The organism is Kitasatospora sp. NPDC004272 (assembly GCF_053603035.1).
On the sequence record NZ_JBSGET010000148.1, the window covers coordinates 1 to 21,152 of the forward strand.

Consider the following 21,152-nt stretch of genomic DNA (forward strand, 5'->3'; position numbering starts at 1 on the left):
GGCGCGGCGCGGGACGGGTGCCGAAGGCGGGTCGGCCGCCGCGCCGCCGCTCGGCGAGGTCCGCGACGTCCCGGGTGATCAGGGCGCGGGCGACGGGCAGGCCGGTGCCGGCCGAGGCGGCCAGGCGCTCGCGGACCTCGCGCGGGGTGCGCGGGCGCCAGCCGGGCCCGTCGCAGCAGCTGGACGCGAACCGGACGCCGGACTGCAGCAGCGCGGTGAGCGCCCGCCAGGCGGCGGTGTCGGAGCGGCGCGGGACGTGCAGGTCCTGCCCGGCGTCGATCAGCGGGCCGCGGCAGCGCGGGCAGGTCTCCGCCCGCCGCCCGTACCGCTTGTAGGACGCCCGGCAGGGCGGGCACACGTGGTGCCGGCTGCCCGTCCCTCCTCGGAAGCACATGCCCGCCATCCTGACGCACCGTCACCACCTGCGGCAACGCGTTTTCCGGCGGACCGCCCGGGGTGCGGGGTGGATCGGTGCCGGGCGGGCAGACTGGCGGCATGACCGCTTCTCGCACCCAGGGCCCTGGCCCCGTTCCGCCGCCGGACCACGACGAGGCGCACGGGGGTGCGCTGGGCGGGCGGTTGAACTGGCTGCGGGCGGCGGTGCTGGGGGCGAACGACGGCGTGGTGTCGACGGCCGGCCTGGTGGTGGGTGTGGCGGGGGCGAACGCCTCGTCGACCGAGTTGCTGACGGCGGGTCTGGCGGGACTACTGGCGGGTTCGCTGTCGATGGCGGCGGGCGAGTACGTGTCGGTGAGCACCCAGCGGGACGCGGAGCAGGCGGCGCTGGCGCTGGAGCGGCGGGAGCTGCGGTTGACGCCGGACGCGGAGCTGGCCGAGCTGGCGGGCCTGTACGAGGCGAAGGGGCTGGATCCGGAGCTGGCCCGGCAGGTGGCGGTGCAGCTGACCGCGCACGATGCGCTGGCGGCCCACGCGGAGACCGAACTGGGCATCGATCCGGACGAGTTGACGAATCCGTGGCACGCGGCGTGGGCGTCCTTCGCGGCGTTCACGGTGGGTGCGCTGCTGCCGCTGCTGGCGATCGTGCTGCCGCCGCAGTCGGTGCGGGTGTGGGTGACGGTGCTGGCGGTGCTGGCGGCGCTGGTGGTGACGGGCTGGGCGAGTGCCCGGCTGGGCGGGGCGGACCCGCGCCGGGCGGTGCTGCGCAACGTGCTGGGCGGCGGGGTCGCGATGGGCGTGACGTACGCGGTGGGGGTGCTGCTGGGGGCCTCGACGGGCTGAGCCGGACGCCCGCAGCCGCCGGGGGCCCGGGCCGGAACGCGTCCGGTGCGGGCCCCCGGCGGCTGCGGGTGGTGCGGGTGGTGCGGGTGGGCCGGTGGTGCGGGTGGGCCGGTGGTGCCGGGTCGGCTCAGTAGCGCAGGTCGGCGGCGATCCGGCCGGCGTCGGAGAGGGTGCCGTCGGGGACGAAACTGACGGTGGCTCCGGTGTCGAGGGCGCGTTCGATGACCTCGTCGACGACGTCCTCGCGGGCGCCGCTCTGGCCCTCCTCGGCGGGGACGAGGTGGTCGCCGTCGTCGCGGGCAGTGGTGCGGAAGTTCTCCTCGACCACCAGCAGGGCGATCCGGCCCTCGGCGGCGGTCTGCCAGACCTCGTCGATCCCGGCGGCGAAGGCCGTCCGGCCGCGGGCCTTGTCGAGGCGGGCGAGGGCGTCGGTGATCTCCTGGTCGGCGTGCGCGCGCAGGGCGGGTTCGACCACCTTGAGGGCGGCTTCGGCGGTGCCCTGGGCCAGGCCGCCGTGCGGGATCTGGGAGGTGGTGGCCTTGGTGATCGGGCCCGCGGCGTCCAGCAGGGCGAGCGCGGGGGCGTCGCCGACCACGTACAGCGGGCGGGGGTCGGCGGCGATCAGCTTGGCGATCCCGTTGTCGGCCTGCCGCAGGAAGGTCTTGGTCTCCTCGTCCCGGAAGGTGCTGGGGGTGTCGCCGATGCGTTCCTGGCGTTCGGGGTCGGGGTTGTCGTACACCCGGACCAGCGGGAAGCCGTGGGTCTTCGCCTCGGTGAGGCGCTCCTTGTCGCCGCCCCACAGGACCACCCGGTCGGCGGCGACCGCGAGCACCCAGTAGGGGCGTTCGGCGATCTGCGAGGCGACCAGGTTGCGGGTCAGGAAGGTGTCGGACAGGACCACCCGGGCGGGGGCGGTGCGGCCGAGCGACCAGACCTGGTGCTCGCCGGGCGCCACCAGGATCGCCAGGCCGTCCTCGGCGTGCACCAGGTCGACCTCGGCGAGCGCCTTGTCCAGCTGCTCCAGGACGTCGATCCGGTCGGCGCGGGAGACCTCGGGGTCGGCCTGGACCTTCTCCTTGGCCTCCGCCACCAGGTTGCGCAGGCGGACCGGGTCCTGCGCGTTGTCCGGCTCGCGGCGGTGCGTGGGCATCAGGATGGACACCGCGGGGTAGGGGCGGGGCCGGCGCAGTTCGGCGAGGGCTGCGGGGGTGAGGGCGGGGTGCATGGAGACCCTTTCCGAAGGCGTTCGGCCTTCTGTCTTCTGTGCGTGGACGCGCGAAGCCTGGCTACTGCTCCCGAATGTCCCAAATGTACCTATTTGACCTCCGGGGCGTCGAACCGCCCGGCCGGATGGCGGTCCCGCCCGCGGGCCCGCCCGCCCGCCCGCCCGGCGGCGGGCCCGGCGGCGGAGCGCGTGGTGGGCGGCGAGCACCGCCGCCGCGCCGAGGGCGTAGCCGAGCAGGTCGGACGGGTCGAAGGTGGTGCCCAGGACGAGCCGGCCGAGCCGGCTGTGCTCGCCGAGGTCGGCGGGCAGGCCGGTGACCTGGAACAGCTCCACCGCCCAGCTGGCGGCGAGCGCGGTGCCGGCGGCGGTCCACGGGCCGAGCCGGGGCGCGGCGGCCATCAGCACGGTGTGCAGCAGCGCGGTGTACAGCGCCCCGCCGAGCAGGGCGGCCGCGCCGTCCGGGACCAGGGCGGGCAGGGCCAGACCGAGCAGCAGCACCGCGCCCGCGGCCGCCAGCCACCCGGCCCGGGCCCGCCGCTCCCCCGGGGTCCGGGCCGAACGCCGCCGGACCCGCAGCGGGCGCCGCGGGCCGCCCCGGCCGGCGCCCGGCGCGTCGGGTCGATGCCGCGTCACCTCCCGCTCCGGGGAGGCCCGGTGGCCGTCCGGGCGGGGGCGCTGGCGGCGCGGCGGGCGCCGGTCGGTGGTGCGCATCCGCACAGCCCATCACACGGGGCGCGCACGGGTGCCGCCGGGGCCGGTCCTACCGTGGTGGCATGCGGACCATCGAGTTGACCTGCGATCCGGCGTTCGACCGGGCGGTGCGGACGGTGTGGCGACAGTTGGCCGACGGCGGGGTGGACTCGCTCGCGGACAACCCGCACCCTGGGCACCGCCCGCACCTGACCCTGGCGGTGTGCGGCGCGATCGCCCCGGACCGGCTCGCGGCGGTGGGTGAACTGCTGTCCGGGGCGCTGCCGTTGGAGGTGCGGCTGTCGGGCCTGCTGTCGTTCGGGGCGCGCAGCCGCCGCCGGGTGCTGGCCTGGGGCGTGGTGCCGGGCCCGGCGCTGATCGACCTGCACCGGGAGGTGTGGCGGCTGCTGGCGGACGACCCGGAGCCCAACCCGCTCTACCTGCCGGGCCGTTGGATGCCGCACCTGGGCCTGACCCGCCGGGTGGAGCCGGACGGGCTGGCACTGGCGCACCGGCTGCTGGGCCGCCACCCGGACCTGGAGGGGGTGTTCGACGCGGCGCGCTCCTTCGACGGCGAGAGCCAGTTGACCGATCCGCTCGGTACCTGACGGCTCGTCAACTCGCATTTATCGAACGTCCATCGCCGTGGGCGAGACTCGGGGACGCCGCACCTGCCGCACCGAGCCGCGAAGGACTCCCCTTGCCCCAGAAGCTCTCCGACCAGCAGAAGCTGGTCGTCCAGGACATGGACGCCAAGATCACCGCCCTGGTCGGCCGACTCACCACGGCCGACCTGCGGGCACTGCTCGTCGGGGCCGCCCCCGGCGGGCCGGAGGAGGCCGACTTCGGCCGCCGGTTCCGGGCCCTGTCCGGGGGGCTGGCGGCGCTGGGCGACCTGGTCCAGACGGAGGCCGGACTGTCGCCCTCGGTCGGGGCCAACACGTCCATCACCGCGGGGGCGAACCCGCAGCTGCTCCGGCTGGAGCTGCGCCCGGAGCTGGTGGAGTCCGTCACGTCCTCGCACCTGAACACCCTGACGGTGCTCCACGAGCTCTCCCACACGCTGCGGGAGGGCGGGGCCTTCCCGGTCAAGGACTACGCGTACCGGTCGGAGTGGGCCTGGGGGTACCTGACGCCCGCGTTGACCGCGGTCAACGCGGACAGCTACGCCGAACTGGCGGCCCGGCTGGCCGAGGGCGCGCTCGGGCGGCGGGGGCGCTACGGCAAGCTCGGCCCGCTGCCGGCCCAGCGCGAGCACCTGCGGAGCGTGGCGGGGCGGACCGTCCTCGGGGCGGCGCTGGCCTGGGTCGACCTGGTGCTGAACCGCGCGTGGATCCGCAGCTCCGGCGCGCTCGCGCACGCCGAGGTCGATGTCCCGGACTCCGAACTGGCGGCCCGGCAGAGGGCCTGGTCCGCGGACCCGGACCAGGCCGCCCTGGTCGCCTTCGAGCAGAAGCTGGTGAGCGAGGACCTGATCGACGCCAGGTACTCGGCGTTCGGGTCCCACGGGCTGAGTTGGCGGGGGAAGGGGGCGGTGCGCGGGATCTCGGAGTGCCTGGAGCGGGCGAAGAACCTGCTGTCCCGGCTGGAGGTGGTGCCGGTGACCGCCGACGGCGGGCACGTCTCCTGCGACGCCTCGTCCGGGGCGCTGCTGGTGTGGCGCGGCGTGTTCGGGGAGGACGTGCAGCGGCTCGGCGGGCGGATCCTGGAGGCGGTGCTGGCGGCCGTCGCTCCGGTCGGCTTCTTCCCGCCGGCCTACGCGTCGCGGCTGCGCGACATCGTCGACTGGCTGGTGGAGAACGACCGCCCGCAGGAACGGCTGGCCCTGCAACCGCTCCTGCGGGCCCTCACCGCGCTGCCCGTCCCGGCCACCACCGCGCAGGACTGGGACGCCCTGGCCCAGGCCCTCCCCCGGGCGATCCTGGCCGACGTCGCCACCCGCTGGCAGCTGGTGGCGACCCACGCCGCCGACACCGCGGCCCTGGCGCCGGAGAAGCGGAAGGCGCTGCAGCACCTGGACACCCTGCTGCGCCGCGACGTCGGCCAGGCGACCGCCGTCTCCCGCCGGCTGTCCACCACCAAGGCCGAGGTGGACGCCCTGCTCGCGGCGGTGGACGCGGTCGCCGCGCAGGTGGTGCCGCACTTCAAGGACGAAGCGGCCCGCTACTCGGACCTGCGCCTGGAACTGAGCGTGCTGCGCCGGTAGCGGCGGGCGCCGGGAGGGCGGCCTCCGGGAGGGTGGCCTCCGGGAGGGTGGTGAAGAACTTCCGGACGTCCCCGGCGAGCAGGGCGGGCACCTCCATCGCGGCGAAGTGCCCGCCCCGGTCGAACTCCGACCAGTGCGCGACCCGGTAGCGGCGTTCGACCAGCGGGCGGACGGCCAGGGTGATGTCGTGCGCGAAGACCGCGACGCCGAGCGGGGCGGGGCAGGGGGTGGCGCCGCGCGGGGTCTCCCGGGTGAGGCGGGCGGCGGAGGCGGCGGTGGCGGTCAGCCAGTACAGGGCGACGTCGGTGAGCAGGCGGTCGTCGTCGACGGGGGTGGCCGGGTCGGTCCAGTGCGCGAAGCGTTCGGCGATCCAGGCGAGTTGGCCGACCGGGGAGTCGGTGAGCGCGTACCCGAGCGTCTGCGGGGCGGTGGCCTGGAGGGCCTGGTAGGGCGGCCGGTTCGCCTGGAGGGCGCGGACCGTGTCGAGCCGGGCCTCGTCGGCGGCGGACAGTTCGCCGGCCGCCGGGTCGGGCGGCAGCGGCAGGTAGGTGACGTGGACGCCGACCACCCGGTCGGGGGCGTGCGCGGCGAGCGCGGTGGAGATGCCCGCGCCGAAGTCGCCGCCGTGGGCGCCGTAGCGCCGGTAGCCGAGGCGGTCCATCAGTTCGGCCCAGGCGCGGGCGACCCGGGCGACGTCCCAGCCGCGTTCGCGGGTGGGGCCGGAGAAGCCGAAACCGGGGATGGACGGGACGACCAGGTGGAAGTCGCGGCGCAGCGGTTCGAGGACGTCCAGGAACTCCAGGAAGGAGCCGGGCCAGCCGTGGGTGAGGACCAGCGGGAGGGCGTCGGGGTTCTCGGCGCGCAGGTGCAGGAAGTGGATCCGCTGGCCGTCGATCTCGGTGGTGAAGTGCGGGAGTTCGTTGAGCCGGGCTTCGTGGGCGCGCCAGTCGTGGCGGGTGCGCCAGTGCTCGGCGAGTTCCCGGAGGCGGGCCAGCGGGAAGCCGTAGTCCCAGCCGGCGCCGTCGATCTCGTCGGGCCAGCGGGTGCGGGCGAGGCGGTCGGCGAGGTCGTCGAGGTCGGCTTGCGGGACGTGGATGCGGTAGGGCTCGATCACGGTGTCACCTCGGTGCGGTGGGCGGCGCTTTCGTTAGCGCCATAAACGTTCGTCGCACTAACGAAGGTAGACTGTTAGTGGCACTAACGCAACAGTGGAGGACCCCGCATGAGCCCCGCCCCCGACGACGCCACGCCCGAGCGGCTGCGCGCCGTCCCCAGCCGCCTGCTGGCCGGGGCCGCCGCCGCGGCCGATCGGCTGGTGAACGACCGGCTGGCCGCCGAGGACGCCCGCAAGTGGCACTTCGCGGTCCTGGTCGCGCTCGCCGAGACCGGCCCCGCCAGCCAGTCCGAGCTGAGCCGCCGCACCGGCGTCTACCGCAGCGACATGGTCGCCGTCCTGAACGAGCTCGCCGACGCCGGTTTCCTGGTCCGCGACCCCGACCCGGTCGACCGGCGGCGCAACGTCGTCTCCCTCACCCCCGCCGGGCGGGCCCGGCTGCAGCGGCTGGACGCCCTGGTCACCGCCGCCCAGCAGGAGCTGCTCGACCCGCTCTCCCCCGCCGAGCGGACCGAGTTCGTCCGCCTGCTCGCCCTGTTGAACGCCCGGCACCGCCCCTCGCCCGAGGGCTGACCCGCCCGCGGAACGCCGCCGGGGCCCCACGGCGGGGGCCCCGGCGGGTGGTCGGGCCGGTGTCACCAGTCCGAGTTGCTCGCCCCCAGGCAGAGCCGGACCTGGTCGAAGCCGTTGCCGTCGGCGTCGTCGGTGTACGCCAGGGTGAGCGTGCCGAACGGGGAGGAGGCCACCGCGAGTTGCTCCTGCCGGCCGGTGGTGGTCTGGCTGACCGACTGGGCCGGGAGCCGGCCGGTGGAGCTGCCGTCGGGGTTCAGGCCCCGGGCCCACACCGCCGGGTCGGTGCCCGCGACGCTCCAGCCGACCACAGCCTTGCGCTGGTCGTCGATGCCGATGCCCGGGCTGCCCGCGCCGGTGCCGGCGGAGACCTCGGTCTCGGCCGCGCCCGGGGTGCCGGCCGCGGTGAACGAGCGGGCCCATACGCCGCGGGTGCCGGTGTGGTCGGACTCCCAGGCCACCGCGAAGTCGCCGTTGAAGTCGGCGGCAACCGCCGGGTGCTGCTGCTGCCCGGCGCTGACGCTGTTGGCGCTGCGCCGGGTGAGGGTGACGGCCCCGTTCGCCTTGGCCAGCCCCACCAGGCCGATCTGGTAGTAGCCGTTGCCGTCGGTGTCCTCGTCCCAGACCACGACGGCGTCGCCGGAGGCGGAGGTCGCCACGTCGGGGTCGTGGTGCGCGCCGCCGGTGGCGTTGACCGTCACCTCGTACGCCTTGGTGGCCGTCCCGGTGTACCCGGCGGCCTTCACGGTGGCCGCCGCGCCGGTCTGGACGTCCTCCCAGACCACGGTGAACGCGACGGCGGTGGCGCTGCCGGGCGCGCCGTCCGGGTCGACCGCGACGTGCGGGTGGATCTGCTGGCCGTCGGCGTCCGCGTTGGCCCGGCCGGAGCCGAGCAGCGCGCCGGTCGGGGAGAGCACCCGGTAGACGACGTTGTAGTAGCCGTTGCCGTCCGGGTCCTCCGCCCAGACCACGACGGCGTTGCCCCGGTCGTCGAGGCCCACGTCGGGCTGCAGGTGGCGCCAGGCGGTGCCCGCCGTGCCGCCCGCCGAGAGCTTCTGCTCGTAGGCGGAGGTGCCGTTGCGGAACATCCGCACCCACACGTCGGTGTGCGCGTCGTCGGCCGGGTCGGTGGCGTCGCGGTCGTCCTCCCAGACCACCGCGGTGTCGCCGATCCGGTCGGCGGCGACCGCGGAGGTGTCCTGGTCCCCGGTGGCGGCGCTGTTGGCGGTCGTCCAGGAGGTGGGGCCGGCCGCCGAGGCCGGGCCGACCAGGGCCAGTACGGCGGTGCAGGCGGCGGCGAACGCGCCGAGCACGGAGAGCTTACGCATCGGCCAACCCCGGCTGTCCGTCGTGGATGTGGAAGGTGCGGGCGGTGGTGGCCGCCGCGCCGTGCTCGGTCACCGTCGCCACCGAGCGGAAGTCGGCGGTGATCTGCGCGGGCGTGATCCGGGTGCGGACGTAGCCGCGCCGGTCGGAGTAGAACCGCAGGTGCGGGTTGAGCGCGCCGTTGGGGACCGCCGTGGTGGCGCTGCCGTTGCCGCCGCTGGTGATCGAGGTGCAGACCAGTTCGGAGCCGATGGTGGCCGAGGACGGGTTCGCGTAGTCGGCCTTCAGGTCGTTGCCCCAGGAGGCGTGCACGTCGCCGGTGAGCACCACCGGGTTGCGCACCGCCCGGTCGGTGATGCCCTGCTGGATCCGGGCCCGGCTGGCCCGGTAGCCGTCCCAGGCGTCCATGTTCATCGCGCCCGCCGCGTTCACGTTGCGGGCGAAGAACACCTGCTGCCCGATCAGGTCCCAGGTGCTCAGGTGCTGGCCGAGGCCGTCCAGCAGCCACGCCTCCTGGGCGGCGCCGGTGATCGAACGGCTCGCCAGGTCGGCGTCGGCGCAGACCTTCGACCCGTCGCCGCACGCCTGGTCGTCGCGGAACTGGCGGGTGTCGAGCATGTGGAAGGTCGCCAGGGTGCCCCAGCGGACCCGGCGGTAGAGCTGGATGCTGTTGCCGACGGGGGTGGCGGCGGCGCGCAGCGGCATGTTCTCGAAGTACGCCTGGTAGGCGGCGGTGCGCCGGGCCGTCCACTGGGCGGCCGTCAGGGCGGGGCTGCTGTCGGCGCGGACCATGTTCGCGTAGTTGTTCTCCACCTCGTGGTCGTCCGGGACCACCAGCCAGGGCGCGATCGCGTGCGCGGCCTGCAGGTCCGGGTCGGTGCGGTAGAGCGCGTAGCGGCGGCGGTAGTCGGCCAGCGAGACGATCTCGCTGCCGAGGTGCTGGCGCACGCCGTTGGTGGTGGCGCCGCCCTCGTAGATGTAGTCGCCCAGGTGCAGGATCAGGTCGGGGCGGTCGTCGGCCATCCGGCGGTACGCCGTGTAGTAGCCGCTCTCGTAGTGGGCGCAGGAGGCGAAGGCCATCGTGAAGTCGCGCCCGACCGAGGTGGGCGCCGGGGCGGTGCGGGTGCGGCCGACCGGGGAGACGAACCCCTGGGCCCGGAACCGGTAGTAGTACTCGGCGTCCGGGGAGAGCCCGCCGGCCAGCACGTGCACCGAGTGGGCCTGGGCGTAGCGGGCGGTGACCGTGCCGGAGCCGACCAGGGTGGCGAAGCTCTCGCTGGTGGACACCTGCCAGTCGACCGCGACGTCGGCGTCGGGCATGCCGCCCTGGCCGTCCGCGTTGGTCGGGGCGGGGGCCAGGCGGGTCCAGAGCACCACGCTGCTGTCGTCCGGTTCACCGGAGGCGACGCCGAGCGTGAACGGGAAGGGGGTGGCGGCGGCCGAGGAGCTGGCCGTGGCACCGAGTTGGAGGGCGGCGGCACCCGCGGTGGTGAGCCCGCCGAGGAGGAAGATGCGGCGACTGAGGTTGCTCATGACCGTCCATGGTCACGGACCCGGGTGAACTCCCGACCCTGCTGCGGGGTCCGTCAAGTGACAGGGCAGCGGCGCGAGTTGGCCGGACGGGCCGGGGCGCCCCGGGCCGGGACGGGCCGGGACGGGCCGGGGGTCCGTGGCCGGTCGGCCGCGATTCAGCGGCGGGTCGACCGCGGGGCGACGGCGGGCGACGGCGGGTCAGCGGCGGCGGGTGCCCCGGGCGGTGGCGGGGACGGTGAGGCGGTGCGGGCGGTCGGCGGCCAGGAGGTCGTCGAGCTGGCCGGTGACGGTGGCGCGCAGGTCGTCCGCGTCGGTGAACTCGTGGTCCTCGAACAGGGAGTGGCCGGTCCACATCAGGTTGGCGCAGACCCGGGCCGGGACCTGGCCGGTCTGGGCGCCGAGGCCGACCAGGGCGACCGAGGCGATGCTGCCGGGGGTGGCGGCGTTCTGCCGGTGCACGGCCTGGAAGGCGGCGGCGCAGGCGAGGGCGACGTTCAGGGTCTGGCTGACGTCCTGGGTGGAGGTGCGCATGGTGGGGGTGGAGATCAGGAAGCGGGGCACGGCCGCTCCGGAGGGCACGCAGACGGCGCTGCCGACCTTCAGTTCGCCGCCGTGGCCGTCCCGGATGGCGCGCTGGACGCGCAGTTGGATGCCGGCGCCGAGGTGCCGCTTGACCACCGCGTCGAGGCCGCCGTTCATCAGGCCGCGGGAGTTGGTGGGGGTGACCCAGGCGTCGGCGTCCACGTCGAGGATCGAGCCGGTGCGGATCTCCACGCCCGGGGTGCCGGCGAACGCGGTGCGCCAGGCGGCCACCACGTCGGTGTTGAGGTCGGTCAGCACCACGCGCAGCGGCTTCGGGGCGTGCTTGACGGTCATGCGGGCGAACTCCGTTCGGTCGGGGGCTCGTTGTCGGTTCCGACGCTATCGGTGGGCACCGACAGGGCCGGGCCGGCGGTCTGTCGGCGGCGTGGCCTAGCGTGATCTTCGATCGCACCGCCTCCCCTCCCCTCTCCCGGTTGGAGTCCGCCATGTCCGAGCCCACCCCGTCCGCCGCCGACCCGAACGACCCGCTGGCGCTCGCCGAGCTGTTCGCGGGCGGCGGCGAGGAGTGGTTCCCGGTGCTGAAGCGGTCGATCGAGCTGCACCGGGACGCGGCCTCGTTCATCGGGCCGAACCGCCCTCAGGACGTGGTGCCGGTAAGGGAGTTGACCTTCCAGGCACTGAAGCCGAACCCGCCGGGCAAGTGGAAGGTGGTGGTGTTCGGGCAGAACCCGTACCCGCGGCCGGAGAGCGCGACCGGCATCGCGATGTTCGACAACACCTTCCAGAACTGGGCGGACAGCCAGTTCGGCCGGGTGGTGAGCATCCGCTGCATCATCAAGGCGGCGGCGATGTGGAAGTACGGCGTCCCGAAGAAGACGCCGATCGCCGACCTGCGGGCGCTGCTGGCGCAGCACGGCACCGTGCAGCCGCCGGAGTGGTTCCAGGCGATGCTGACCCAGGGCGTGCTGCTGCTGAACGCGGCGCTGACGGCGAGCAGTGACGGTTCGACCTCCCCCGCGGCGCACACCAAGTTCTGGAAGCCGGTGGCGACGACGATCGTGGAGGAGATCCTGCGGGCCAAGCAGGAGGGCCCGGAGGAGGACCGCGGGGTGGTGTTCGCCTGGTGGGGGACGCACGCGCGGGCGCTGAAGCAGTCGGTGGAGTGGATCGCCCGGCGCTACCCGGACGTGCAGGTGCGGCACATCGACCACCCGAACCCGGCGGCGCAGGGTGACGTCTTCTGCGACGGCGAGCACTTCGCGCGGGTGAACGCGGCCCTGGAGGGCCTGGGCGCGGACCCGGTGGACTGGCTGCCCAGCGCGGGCTGGCAGGCCGCGGCGGCGGCCGAGGGCCGCACCGACGAGGAGACGGCCTCCCGGATGGGGGCGTTCATCGCCTCCACCATGGAGCAGCACCAACTGTACCTGGAGCGGCTCGCCTCGGTGAAGGACGAGGGCCTCGAACTGCCGCCCGTCACGGGCCTGTTCGACCTGGAGCGGCTGGGCTTCCGGGAGGCGGTGGAGCCGGTCGCGGCGCTGCTGCGCGGCCTGGAGCGGCACGTGGGTTCGGCGCACGAGTTCGGCAAGCGGCACGCGGACGCTGCGGCGGGCTCCGGGGCGGGCGGGCTGGACGCGGAGGCGGTCGCGGCGCTGCACCTGTACACCTGCGAGTCGGCGTTCTACCGCGAGCTGAACGCGGCCCTGCGCCACCCGGACCGGGCCCGGCTGACCCCGTACCTGCCGTACCTGCGGCTGCTGTTCGACGCGGTGGGCCGGCTGCCGGTCCGCCCGGAGCCGCTGTGGCGCGGCGTCGCGCTGGACCTGCGGGCGCAGTACCCGCTGGGGCGGACGGTGACCTGGTGGGGCGTCTCCTCGTGCACCTCGCGCCCGGCGGTGGCCCGCTCGTTCCTGGGCAGCCGCGGCAAGCGCACCCTGTTCGAGGTGCGCCCGGCCCGGGCGGTGGGGATCCGGCAGTTCTCGGCGTTCACCGAGGAGGAGGAGTACATCCTGCTGCCGGGAACCCAGTTGACGGTGACGGACGTGGTCGCGGAGCGCGGCGGGCTGTGCACGGTGACGCTCACCGAGTCGGCGGACGGGCCGCTGGTGTCCTGACGTCGGGACACCGGGTCTTCGGGCCTCCGGGGCACCGGAGCACCGGAGCACCAGGGTGCGGGGCGGCCACCGGTGGATTCCGAAGTCCGTTCGGAGCGCTGGGAGTTCGACAGGGGCGTCCGGAGTCCGGCGGGAGCTCCCGGCGACCGGCCGGGGCCGGGAGGTGCGCCCCCCGGCCCGGCGTGCGCCCCTTGTCGCAGCAGGTGGAGGGCGGGGGGATCTTCCCTGACGGGGGTTGGTTTGGTTGACTTCCCGTCATGACCTCCCGTGTGTTCGAGTCCGTGCCGCCCGATCCGATCGCCTACCTGGACCGGCTGGCCGTCTCCGAACTCGGCCGGGAGTACAAGTCGGTGATGCTGGCGGCGCTGGCGGTCGGACGCGGGCAGACCCTGGTCGACCTGGGCTGCGGTCCTGGCGCCGACCTGTCGGCGCTGGCCGAGGCGGTCGGCCCGACCGGCACCGTGCTGGGCGTGGACCACGACCGGGAGGCGGTGGACACCGCCGCCGAGCGGACCGGGCACCTGCTGCAGGTCGACGTCCGGCTGGGCGACCTGCACGAACTGCCGCTGGCGGACGGGAGTTGCGACCGGGCCCGGACGGACCGGGTGCTGCAGCACGTGGCCGATCCGGCGCTGGCGCTGCGCGAGGCCCGCCGGGTGCTGCGGCCGGGCGGGCTGCTGGTGCTGGGCGAGCCGGACTGGGGGACGCTGACCGTCGACCACCCCGATGCCGCACTGACCGCCGCGTACACCCGGTACGTCACCGACCAGGCGGTGCGCAACGCCCGGATCGGCAGCCAACTCCCGCGGCTGGCCGCCGAGTCCGGGCTGGACGTGGTGGAGGTGCGGCCGCTCAACCCGGTGTTCCGCGAGGTGTCGGCCGCCGACCGGGTGCTGGGCCTGCAGCGGGTCACCCGACGGGCGGTGGCGGCGGGCTACTTCACGGACGAGGACGCGGACCGCTGGCTGACCCACCTGGCTACCGGGCACTTCCTGGCCACCGTCACTTTCCACGTGGTCACGGCCCGGGCCTGAGCGCCCCGTCCGTCGGCTCCGGGGAGAAGGCGAGGGCGAGCAGGTCGGTGAAGACGCCGATCGGGTCGTCCCAGCCGCTCGCCGGATCGGTCCAGTCGCCGTTGGTGTTGACGGTGAGCCGGCGGCCGCCGTCGGCGCTGGCGAAGGCGTACGTCCAGGAGCCGAAGGTGGCGCCGCCCATCCCCCAGAGGGTCCCGGCGCCGCCGGGCGGGGTGAGGGCGCAGATGCCGAGGCCGTAGGCGGCGCCGGGGAGCCAGTCGCGGGTGGGGACGGTGGTGAGCAGTTGCTCCTGCTGGGCGGGCGGCAGTAGGCGTCCGGTCAGCAGGGCGGCGAGGAAGCGGTTCAAGTCGGCGGCGGTGGAGACCAGGTCGCCGGAGGCCCAGAACGGCGCGGGGTCGAGTTCGGTGGCGTCCAGCACGGGCGCGCCGGGGTCGGTGCGGAAGAGCCTGGTGTAGTGGCGGGCGTGCGGGGCGGGCAGGCCGTGCTCGTCGGCGGCGGGCAGGCGGGTGCCGGTCAGGCCGAGCGGACGGCTGATCCGCCGGTCGATCTCGGCGGCCAGGGTGCGGCCGGTGACCCGCTCGACCAGCAGCCCGGCCAGGACGTAGTTGGTGTTGGAGTAAGCCCAACCGGTGCCCGGGGCGAACGCGAACGGGCGTTCGGCGGCGACCCGCAGCAGCGTCCCGGGCGGGTGGGTGGCGTACCGCTCCAGGGCAGCCGGGTCGTCGGTGTGGCTGGGGACGCCGCTGGTGTGGTCGAGCAGCATCCGGACGGTCGCCCCGGCGGCCAGTTCGGCTTCGGGGAGCGGCAGTTGGTCGGTCAGCTGGTCGTCCAGGCCGATCCGCCCCTCGGCGGCGAGCTGGAGGACGACGGTGGCGGTGAAGGTCTTGGTGATGCTGCCGACCCGGAACCTGTCCTGCGGGGTGCGCCCCCGTCCGGTCGCGGTGTCGGCCGCCCCGGCGGTGGCGCGCCAGCACTCGGGACCGTCGTGGAGTTCGACCAGGATGCCGGGGATCCCGCCCTCGGTGACAGCCCGTTCGAGCAGCCGTCGGACCTCCGTCCGATCGGCACCCCAGGCACCGGTGTCCTGTCGTGGCACGGCGGTTGGCCCCTTCTCTGTTCTCGGCCGGCCCGTCGGCGGCCGGTCGGCCCGGTCGTCGGTCGCTTCGATCATCGGCAGGCTCGGCGGTTGGCCGGCTCGGCGGTTGGCCGGCTCGGCGGTTGGCCGGCTCGGTCATCAGCCGACTCGGCAGTCGACCGGCTCTACGGTTGGCCGGCTCTCCAGGTGGCCGGCCGGGTAGTCGGCCGGCTCGACTCACGGCAGGTCCGGTGGTCGGCAGGACCGGTCATCGGTCGGGTGAGCCGTCGGTGTCCCGGCGGTCGATCGCGGCCTGCGCCCGGTGGGCGAGCCCGGCGCGGTCGATGCCGGACAGGGCCAGCGCCCTGGGCACGGTGCCGACCTCGGCGCGCAGGATGCCGAGCAGCAGGTGGGCGGAGGTGAGGTCCTTCTTGCGGGCGGTGGTGAAGCCGCGTTCCATGGCGAGCTTGCTGGAGGCCCCCAGCCGGGGCCGCTCGCCGCTCGGCGTGGGGGCGGGCAGGCCGTGGGCGTCCGGGCTGACGCCGACCGTCCGCAGGCTGTGCCCGAACTCCCGGTCCAGCGCGGCCCGCACGGTGTCCCGGTCGAGCCCGGCGGCGGCCAGCAGCCGGGCGGCGGCGTCGGGCTGCCGGTCGGGCTGCTGCCGGTCGGGGGCGGCGGCCAGGGCGAGCAGCAGGTGGTGCGCGTCGGTACTGGCCGACCCGTCCAGCCGGGCCTCGTCGCCGGCCCGGAGCAGGACCGCGTGCAGGTAGTGGTCGAACGCGCTCATTCGCCGCGCCTCCTCAGGGTGACGCCCCCGGCGATCAGCCGCTTGGCGTGCTTCTTGTGGACGGCCTGCCGGGTGACGCCGAGCGCCTCGGAGACCTGCGGCCAGCTCCAGCCCGCCCGCATGGCCTGTTCGACGGCGGCGTCCTCCAGCCGGTCGGCGAGCCGTCGCAGGGCGGCGACGGCGGCCAGGGCGTCGGCCGGGTCGGCGGGGAGGGGGGTGTCATCCAGCGGCATGGCAGCAACATAGGTTGACTGTCCCGCCATAGTCAACCCCGGTTGCTCCCACGCCTGCCGCCGACCCCGCCGTCACTCCCCCGGCCGGGCCCGCCGCTCGTGCCGGGCACGAGCCAACCGGTGCGCGGTGCACAGGAGTTCGCGGACGGCACCGGCGGTGCGCCCGGCCGGGTTCACCACGGCCAGCCATCCGGCGGCGGCGTAGCCGGGGTGGGCGATCACGGTGTCGTCGAGGTGGCCGGTGTTCTCGGTGCCGTCGATGCCGGGGGCCGGGGCCGGTCCGGTCCGGCGGGCGAGTTCTTCCTTCCCGGCGGCGATGTTGACCCGGTAGGCGCCGGGCCGGTCCAGGCGGGAGGCCGTGTCGCCGGGGTAGTCCTTGGTGACGACCGTCGCGAACGGCTGGCCGGCCCTCGGGAGGGCGCCGTCGGGCGCGTAGTAGAAGAAGGCATCGCCCCAGCTGATCTCCGGGGTGCCGTCGCCGGGGGCGGGGCGCAGGGTCAGGACGCCGTCGAGGCCGGCCGTGAAGTCGATGATCTCGTCCATGGTCATGTGCTCTAGCGTGGCATTCACGTGCTTGTGGAGACTTCGGCGGTCGAAAGGCGGGAATCCGGGTGCAAAGCCTCAACTCGGGGGTGCTGCGGACGGTGGACGTGGCGCGGCGCGCCGGGTGCTCGGTGCAGTTGGTCCGCAACCTGGAGCGGGACGGGGTGCTGCCGCCCGCCGACCGCACTCCGGCCGGGTACCGGGTCCACACGGAGGTGCACCTGCACTCCGCGCTGGCCTACCGGGCGCTGGCGGCGGGTGCGGGCCCGGCCGAGGCCGGGCGGATCGTCCGGGCCTTCCACCGGCCGCCCCGGGCGGAGGCGCTGGAGCTGCTGGACGCGGCGCACGCCCGACTGGACGCGGAGCGGGCCCGGCTGCGGCTGGCCCGGGAGGCGGCGGGGGCGATCGCCGGGGAGCCGATCGGCGAGGTGCGCGCCTCGGACGCGATGGGCGTCTCGGAGCTGGCCGCCGCCCTGGGCGTGCGCCCCTCCGCGCTGCGGCACTGGGACGCGGAGGGCCTGGTCGTCCCCGACCGCGACCCGGTGCGGGGCACCCGGCGCTACACCCCGGCCCAGGTCCGCGACGCCCGGATCGTCCACCAACTGCGCCTGGCCGGGCACCGGATCGGGCCGCTGCGGGCCCTGCTGCCCGAACTGCGCGGCGCCCGTGGCCCGGTGGCGGTCACGGCGGCGCTGGCGGCCCGGGACGAGGGGCTGACCGCCCGTTCGCTGGCCCTGCTGGAGGGGGCCGCCGCGCTCGGCGCCCTGCTGGCCTGCGCCCGGGCCGGGGGCTGAGCCGGGGTCCGGGCCATCGGCCGGGCCGGACCCGGCCGGGCGCGGTGGGGAGGCGCGGGGCGTCAGGGGCCGTCGGCGGCCTCGATCTGCCGGATCAGGCGCTTGAGTTGGGCGACCTCCTCGCGCAGGGCGTGTTCGCCGGCGGGGGTGAGGGTGATCCAGGTGCGGGGGCGGCGGCCCTCGTAGCCCTTCTCGACGGCGACCAGGCCGGCCTTCTCCAGGACGGTGAGGTGCTGGCCGAGGTTGCCGGCGGTCAGGTCGAGGGCGGTGCGCAGGAAGCCGAACTCGGCGCGGCGGGCCTGGTGGGCGACGGTGAGGATGCCGAGGCGGACGCGCTGGTGGACGGTGTCGTCGAGGGCCTTGGCGGGGTGCTGCTCGGCCTCGGCGGGGCTCCCGGTGGGGCTCCCGGGGCGCTCGACGGGGGTCTTTGCGGCGGTCATCCGGCAGCCTGCGGGCGGGCGCGGCGGGTGGCGAGGCCGAACAGCAGGGCGCCGGCGAGTAGGTAGAGGGCGGGGACGCCGTGCTGGGTGGCGGCGGACCAGGGCCCGGCGCCGTGGCCCCACCAGCCGAAGGTGACGGGGGTGAGCTCGATCAGCAGGTAGCCGAGGGCGAACAGGGCCAGCGCCCGGCCGCGTTCGATCCGGGCCAGGACGAGCAGCGGCACGCCGATCGCGGCGGCCCCGCCGAGGAACCGCTGGAGCAGCAGGGTGCCGCGCGCGTTCGCGGCCAGGTGCAGGCCCCAGAAGTCGAGGTCGGCGCCGGGGGCGGGCTGGTTGGCGCCCCACCAGGTGGTGGCGGCGAGGGCGGCGACGGCGGCGGCCCCGGCCAGCACGTACGGGCGCACGGGGGTGTCGACGCCGCGGCGGCGGGCGCGGCGCAGGCACCAGAGGGCGGTGGCGGCGTACGCGGCGAGCAGGGCGAGCGTCCAGTAGGTGGGCGAGCCCTGGCGGGTGAGCGTGCAGGGCTCGCCGGGGCCGAGCGGGCCGCCGGGGCAGGGGACGGCCTCCTGGTGGTAGGTGAGCCGGCCGATCGGGACGGCACCCAGGGTGACCAGGCCGAAGAGCAGCAGCGGGATCCACGCGTCGCGCTGGACCGCCCGCACCTTCCTGGTCAACTCACCCAGGCCGGACAGGACTTCACGAGGGGTGCCGGGCAGCGGCACCGAGGCGTCTGTCATGAAGTCAGCTTTGCATCACAGAGCTGTTGCCGCAAGAGAGTGGAACGGGCCGGGCACGCCGAAGGGGCGGGTGCCGGTGGCACCCGCCCCTTCTCCGTCCTCGCTGACCTGCTGCTTTCCCCCTGCGCCCCGTCAGGCCCGGCCGAGGGCGCGGTCGACGGCGATCTCGATCACCACCCGCTGGGGGTTCTCCCGGGGCTCCCGGTAGCGCTCGGCGTAGCGGCGTTCGGCGTCCGCGACGGACTCCGCGTCCCGCCGGATCACGGCCCGGCCCTCCAGGGTGGCCCAGCGGGCCCGGTCGACCTGGCAGAGCGCGACCCGCTGCCCGGCCTCGCCGGCGGCGAGCACGTTGCGGACCTTGCGGCTCCCCCCGTCGCTGATCACCCGCGCGATGCCGGTGACCGGGTCGAAGGTCGCGCCGACCGGGACGACGTGCGGGGTGCCGTCGGGGCGCAGCGTGGTGAGGGTGCACAGCTGGTACTCGCGCCAGAAGGCGAGGTAGGCCGGATCGAGGTTGCGGATGTCGTGTGCCATGGTCCGCATGCTAGTGGGACCGGTGGGCGGACCCGGGCGCGGTGGCGGCGGGGCGGAGCGGTAGCGTCGCCGCTGGTGGGGGCGGTCTCCGCCGTGGTCGGAGGGGAGTTTCGGGTGTCGGCGGTCGAGGCGTGGGCGGAGGGTCCGGAGGCGGCGGACGCACAGGGGCGTTGGCTGTCAAGGGAGTTCGCGGTGGACGGGTTCGCGGGGGACGCCTCGGCGGTGCCGGCCCGTCCGTCGGCGGCGCTGCTGGAACTGACCGGGCTCTCGCTCGCGGACGGCCCGAAGCGGCGCGGCAAGCTGCTGCGCGAACGAGTGCCGCTGGAGTCGCACGGGCGGCTGGTGCTCTCGGCGTCCCGCCCCGAGGTGGTCGCGGCGGTGGAGTCGGCGAACGTGGGCCGGCTGCCGCACCTGGTGCCGCTGCGGGTCGGGCGGATGGCGGCCTCGCCGTTCGCCTTCCTGCGCGGTTCGGCGGGCCTGATGGCGCACGACCTGGCGACCACCCCGGTGAGCGGGATCGCCGCGCAGCTGTGCGGGGACGCGCACGCCGCCAACTTCGGCCTGTACGGGGACGCCAGGGGTCGGCTGGCGCTGGATCTGAACGACTTCGACGAGACGGTGTCGGGCCCGTGGGAGTGGGACCTGAAGCGGTTGGCGGCCAGCCTGGTGCTGGCCGGGCGGCAGGCGGGCGCGGACGAAGTCGCCTGCCGGCAGGCGGCGTTCGACGCGGCGGCGACCTACCGGCGGACGGTGCGGCAGCTGGCGAAGCTCCCGGCGCTGGACGCCTGGAACGCCTGGGACGCCATCGCGGAGCACCAGTTGGTGGAGTTCGCGGGCGCGCACGAGTTGAGCGGGCTACTGGCGGCCGTCTCGGCGAAGGCGCTGCGCAACACCGGGGCGAAGTTCGCGGCGCGCTCCACCGTCCGCACCGAGGACGGGGGTTGGCGCTTCGTCGCGGCCCCGCCGGTGCTCAGTGAGGTGACGGACCGTCAGGCCGAGCTGGTGGCGGGCTCGTTGACGTCCTACCGGCACACCGTCCCGGCGGAGCTGCACCCGCTGCTGGCCCGGTTCCGGGTGCAGGACGTGGCGTTCCGGGTGGTGGGCACCGGCAGTGTCGGCACCCGTTCGTACGTGGTGCTGCTGACCGACCGGCGGGGCGGGCCGCTGGTGCTGCAGGTGAAGGAGGCCCGCGAGTCGGTGCTGCTGCCGCACCTGGTGCGGGCCGGGTTCCCGGTGCCGGACGGGGGCGGGCACGAGGGGCGCCGGGTGGTGCTCGGGCAGAAGCGCATGCAGGTGGTGTCGGACCCGCTGATGGGCTGGACCAGCGTCGCCGGACTCCCTTACCAGGTACGGCAGTTCCGCAACCGCAAGGGCAGCGTCGACCCGGCGGCACTGTCCCCCGCCCAGCTGGACGACTACGGCCGGCTGACCGGCGCACTGCTGGCCCGCGCGCACGCCCACACCGCGGACGCGGCGCTGGTCGCCGGCTACTGCGGCCGGGACGACCGGCTTGAGGACGCGGTGGCCCGGTTCGCGGTCGCCTACGCCGACCAGTCGGAGGCCGACCACGCGGCGCTGCTCGCCGCGGTCCGCACCGGCCGGCTCGCCGCGGAGCCCACGCCGGGCGCCTGAACCGGCCGGCCGGGGCACCCGCCGCGATCCACGCTCGCTCGTGCACGCGTGCCATGAGCGCTCTCCTCCGAGGGGCGGGGGGTGGAGGGGCGCGGGGTGGAGGGGCGCGGGGGATCCGGGCCGCCGCCCTTCGACCGGCCTCCGGCAGGACCCCCGCGAAGCCCCGCGCCACACCGCCCGACTTCCGCCCGACTTCCGCCCGATCTCCGGACGACCTCCGTGCGGCCCGCTGCGGACGATCCGGTCCGGGCGCAACCGCTCGGGTTGCGGTTCCGTCTCCATTCCCGCAGGCCGGTGCGGGTGGTGGCCGGGGGCTGCCACATTGGTGGCCGAACTCAACGGCTCGGACAGGAGATTGACGATGGTTTCGGGGGACGGGGCCGTGTCGGCCGACATCGTGGTCGGTGCGCTGCTGCGGCAGGACGGGGCCACGGCCCTGGACCCGGAGGCGGTGGCCCGGGTGCGCCACGAACTGCAGCGCCTGCCGCGCTGGCAGCAGGCGCTGGAGGCCGCCGAGGCCGCACCGCAGGACGCCGCGGCCCGGGCCGCGCTCACCGGGGCCGTGGACGAGGTGCTCGGCTTCAACTCGGCGCTGGAGCACTCGCTCCGCACGGGCGCCGCCGGGGCCGGAGTCGCCGCCGGGGCCGGAGCCGGGGCCGGGGCCGGAGCCGGAACCGCCGAAGCGGCCGGGGCCGCGCTCTCCTTCGCGAAGGCCGGCGCGCCCGCCGCCCCGCCGGCCCCGGCCGGGCCGCCGCCGACCGTCCCCGCGCCCGCCGCGCCCCCGGC

At 75.6% G+C, this 21,152-nt stretch carries 21 protein-coding genes and 2 pseudogenes; 9 read left to right on the forward strand and 14 right to left on the reverse strand.

The window, feature by feature from the left end; translation table 11 throughout:
* Positions 1 to 394: hypothetical protein (locus tag ACWEO5_RS32240; RefSeq protein WP_452165701.1), on the reverse strand; the 394-nt coding region annotated here is incomplete at its 3' end.
* 101 nt (positions 395 to 495) lie between these two features.
* On the opposite strand from ACWEO5_RS32240, the gene ACWEO5_RS32245 reads away from it, so the two are divergent.
* Positions 496 to 1,239 (forward strand): VIT1/CCC1 transporter family protein, encoded by a 744-nt coding sequence (locus ACWEO5_RS32245; RefSeq protein ID WP_452165702.1) that lies wholly within the window; start codon positions 496 to 498, stop codon positions 1,237 to 1,239.
* Between the two features lie 127 nt (positions 1,240 to 1,366).
* Here ACWEO5_RS32245 and ACWEO5_RS32250 read toward each other — a convergent pair whose 3' ends face one another.
* Together ACWEO5_RS32250 and ACWEO5_RS32255 are read right to left on the reverse strand one after the other, a co-directional pair.
* Positions 1,367 to 2,464 carry a baeRF3 domain-containing protein gene (locus tag ACWEO5_RS32250; RefSeq protein ID WP_452165719.1) on the reverse strand — a complete coding sequence of 366 codons (1,098 nt, stop codon included), beginning with the start codon at positions 2,462 to 2,464 and terminating at the stop codon, positions 1,367 to 1,369.
* A 225-nt stretch (positions 2,465 to 2,689) separates the two neighbouring features.
* Positions 2,690 to 3,175: pseudogene (locus ACWEO5_RS32255) on the reverse strand (ribosomal maturation YjgA family protein); the annotation flags it as partial.
* 62 nt (positions 3,176 to 3,237) lie between these two features.
* On the opposite strand from ACWEO5_RS32255, the gene ACWEO5_RS32260 reads away from it, so the two are divergent.
* Both ACWEO5_RS32260 and ACWEO5_RS32265 read left to right on the forward strand, forming a co-directional pair.
* The gene (locus ACWEO5_RS32260; protein WP_452165703.1) at positions 3,238 to 3,762 is read left to right on the forward strand and encodes a 2'-5' RNA ligase family protein; all 525 of its coding nucleotides are present in this window, start codon (positions 3,238 to 3,240) and stop codon (positions 3,760 to 3,762) included.
* Positions 3,763 to 3,854: 92 nt separating this feature from the next.
* Positions 3,855 to 5,360 (forward strand): hypothetical protein, encoded by a 1,506-nt coding sequence (locus ACWEO5_RS32265; RefSeq protein WP_452165704.1) that lies wholly within the window; start codon positions 3,855 to 3,857, stop codon positions 5,358 to 5,360.
* Here ACWEO5_RS32265 and ACWEO5_RS32270 read toward each other — a convergent pair.
* A complete protein-coding gene (locus ACWEO5_RS32270) occupies positions 5,299 to 6,474 on the reverse strand; it encodes an epoxide hydrolase family protein (RefSeq protein WP_452165705.1) in 1,176 nt (391 codons plus the stop codon). The genes ACWEO5_RS32265 and ACWEO5_RS32270 overlap by 62 nt on opposite strands.
* Positions 6,475 to 6,582: 108 nt before the next feature.
* Between ACWEO5_RS32270 and ACWEO5_RS32275 the strand changes: the two genes are divergently transcribed.
* Positions 6,583 to 7,047, forward strand: a complete 465-nt coding sequence (locus ACWEO5_RS32275; RefSeq protein ID WP_344552433.1) for a MarR family winged helix-turn-helix transcriptional regulator — start codon at positions 6,583 to 6,585, stop codon at positions 7,045 to 7,047.
* Positions 7,048 to 7,109: 62 nt separating this feature from the next.
* Here the strand turns inward: ACWEO5_RS32275 and ACWEO5_RS32280 are convergent, their stop codons facing one another.
* The 3 genes from ACWEO5_RS32280 to ACWEO5_RS32290 form a co-directional block, all read right to left on the reverse strand.
* Entirely contained in the window at positions 7,110 to 8,372 is a 1,263-nt protein-coding gene (locus ACWEO5_RS32280) for a hypothetical protein (RefSeq protein WP_452165706.1), read from the reverse strand.
* Positions 8,365 to 9,903, reverse strand: coding sequence for an alkaline phosphatase D family protein (locus tag ACWEO5_RS32285; RefSeq protein WP_452165707.1), 1,539 nt, complete (start codon positions 9,901 to 9,903; stop codon positions 8,365 to 8,367). The genes ACWEO5_RS32280 and ACWEO5_RS32285 overlap by 8 nt, the downstream gene beginning before the upstream one ends.
* A gap of 198 nt (positions 9,904 to 10,101) precedes the next feature.
* The gene (locus ACWEO5_RS32290) at positions 10,102 to 10,779 is read right to left on the reverse strand and encodes a macro domain-containing protein (protein ID WP_452165708.1); all 678 of its coding nucleotides are present in this window, start codon (positions 10,777 to 10,779) and stop codon (positions 10,102 to 10,104) included.
* 152 nt (positions 10,780 to 10,931) lie between these two features.
* Between ACWEO5_RS32290 and ACWEO5_RS32295 the strand changes: the two genes are divergently transcribed.
* Positions 10,932 to 12,557, forward strand: coding sequence for an ADP-ribosyltransferase domain-containing protein (locus ACWEO5_RS32295; protein ID WP_452165709.1), 1,626 nt, complete (start codon positions 10,932 to 10,934; stop codon positions 12,555 to 12,557).
* A gap of 257 nt (positions 12,558 to 12,814) precedes the next feature.
* A complete protein-coding gene (locus ACWEO5_RS32300) occupies positions 12,815 to 13,591 on the forward strand; it encodes a methyltransferase domain-containing protein (RefSeq protein WP_452165710.1) in 777 nt (258 codons plus the stop codon).
* On the opposite strand, the gene ACWEO5_RS32305 is transcribed toward ACWEO5_RS32300, so the two are convergent.
* From ACWEO5_RS32305 to ACWEO5_RS32320, 4 genes are all read right to left on the reverse strand, one after another.
* Positions 13,575 to 14,687, reverse strand: coding sequence for a serine hydrolase domain-containing protein (locus tag ACWEO5_RS32305; protein WP_452165711.1), 1,113 nt, complete (start codon positions 14,685 to 14,687; stop codon positions 13,575 to 13,577). The two genes, ACWEO5_RS32300 and ACWEO5_RS32305, sit on opposite strands and share 17 nt — an antisense overlap.
* Positions 14,688 to 14,934: 247 nt before the next feature.
* On the reverse strand, positions 14,935 to 15,453 hold the full coding sequence (locus tag ACWEO5_RS32310; protein WP_452165712.1) for a Clp protease N-terminal domain-containing protein: 519 nt from the start codon (positions 15,451 to 15,453) through the stop codon (positions 14,935 to 14,937).
* Positions 15,450 to 15,686: a hypothetical protein gene (locus ACWEO5_RS32315; RefSeq protein ID WP_285740591.1), complete on the reverse strand. Its 237-nt coding sequence runs from the start codon at positions 15,684 to 15,686 to the stop codon at positions 15,450 to 15,452. Before ACWEO5_RS32315 ends, ACWEO5_RS32310 begins: the two co-directional genes overlap by 4 nt.
* A 72-nt stretch (positions 15,687 to 15,758) precedes the next feature.
* On the reverse strand, positions 15,759 to 16,235 hold the full coding sequence (locus ACWEO5_RS32320; RefSeq protein WP_452165713.1) for a DUF6194 family protein: 477 nt from the start codon (positions 16,233 to 16,235) through the stop codon (positions 15,759 to 15,761).
* Positions 16,236 to 16,297: 62 nt separating this feature from the next.
* Here ACWEO5_RS32320 and ACWEO5_RS32325 point away from each other — a divergent pair, with 62 nt between their 5' ends.
* Positions 16,298 to 17,023, forward strand: coding sequence for a MerR family transcriptional regulator (locus tag ACWEO5_RS32325; RefSeq protein WP_452165714.1), 726 nt, complete (start codon positions 16,298 to 16,300; stop codon positions 17,021 to 17,023).
* Between the two features lie 62 nt (positions 17,024 to 17,085).
* Here ACWEO5_RS32325 and ACWEO5_RS32330 read toward each other — a convergent pair whose 3' ends face one another.
* The 3 genes from ACWEO5_RS32330 to ACWEO5_RS32340 all read right to left on the reverse strand — a co-directional run bounded on the left by ACWEO5_RS32330 (position 17,086) and on the right by ACWEO5_RS32340 (position 18,734).
* Entirely contained in the window at positions 17,086 to 17,463 is a 378-nt protein-coding gene (locus ACWEO5_RS32330) for a winged helix-turn-helix domain-containing protein (protein WP_452165715.1), read from the reverse strand.
* Entirely contained in the window at positions 17,460 to 18,200 is a 741-nt protein-coding gene (locus ACWEO5_RS32335) for a hypothetical protein (RefSeq protein WP_452165716.1), read from the reverse strand. Before ACWEO5_RS32335 ends, ACWEO5_RS32330 begins: the two co-directional genes overlap by 4 nt.
* Before the next feature lie 132 nt (positions 18,201 to 18,332).
* A complete protein-coding gene (locus ACWEO5_RS32340; RefSeq protein ID WP_452165717.1) occupies positions 18,333 to 18,734 on the reverse strand; it encodes a pyridoxamine 5'-phosphate oxidase family protein in 402 nt (133 codons plus the stop codon).
* A gap of 192 nt (positions 18,735 to 18,926) precedes the next feature.
* On the opposite strand from ACWEO5_RS32340, the gene ACWEO5_RS32345 reads away from it, so the two are divergent.
* Together ACWEO5_RS32345 and ACWEO5_RS32350 are read left to right on the forward strand one after the other, a co-directional pair.
* A complete protein-coding gene (locus tag ACWEO5_RS32345) occupies positions 18,927 to 20,366 on the forward strand; it encodes a DUF2252 domain-containing protein (RefSeq protein WP_452165718.1) in 1,440 nt (479 codons plus the stop codon).
* Positions 20,367 to 20,727: 361 nt separating this feature from the next.
* Positions 20,728 to 21,152: pseudogene (locus ACWEO5_RS32350) on the forward strand (hypothetical protein); the annotation flags it as partial.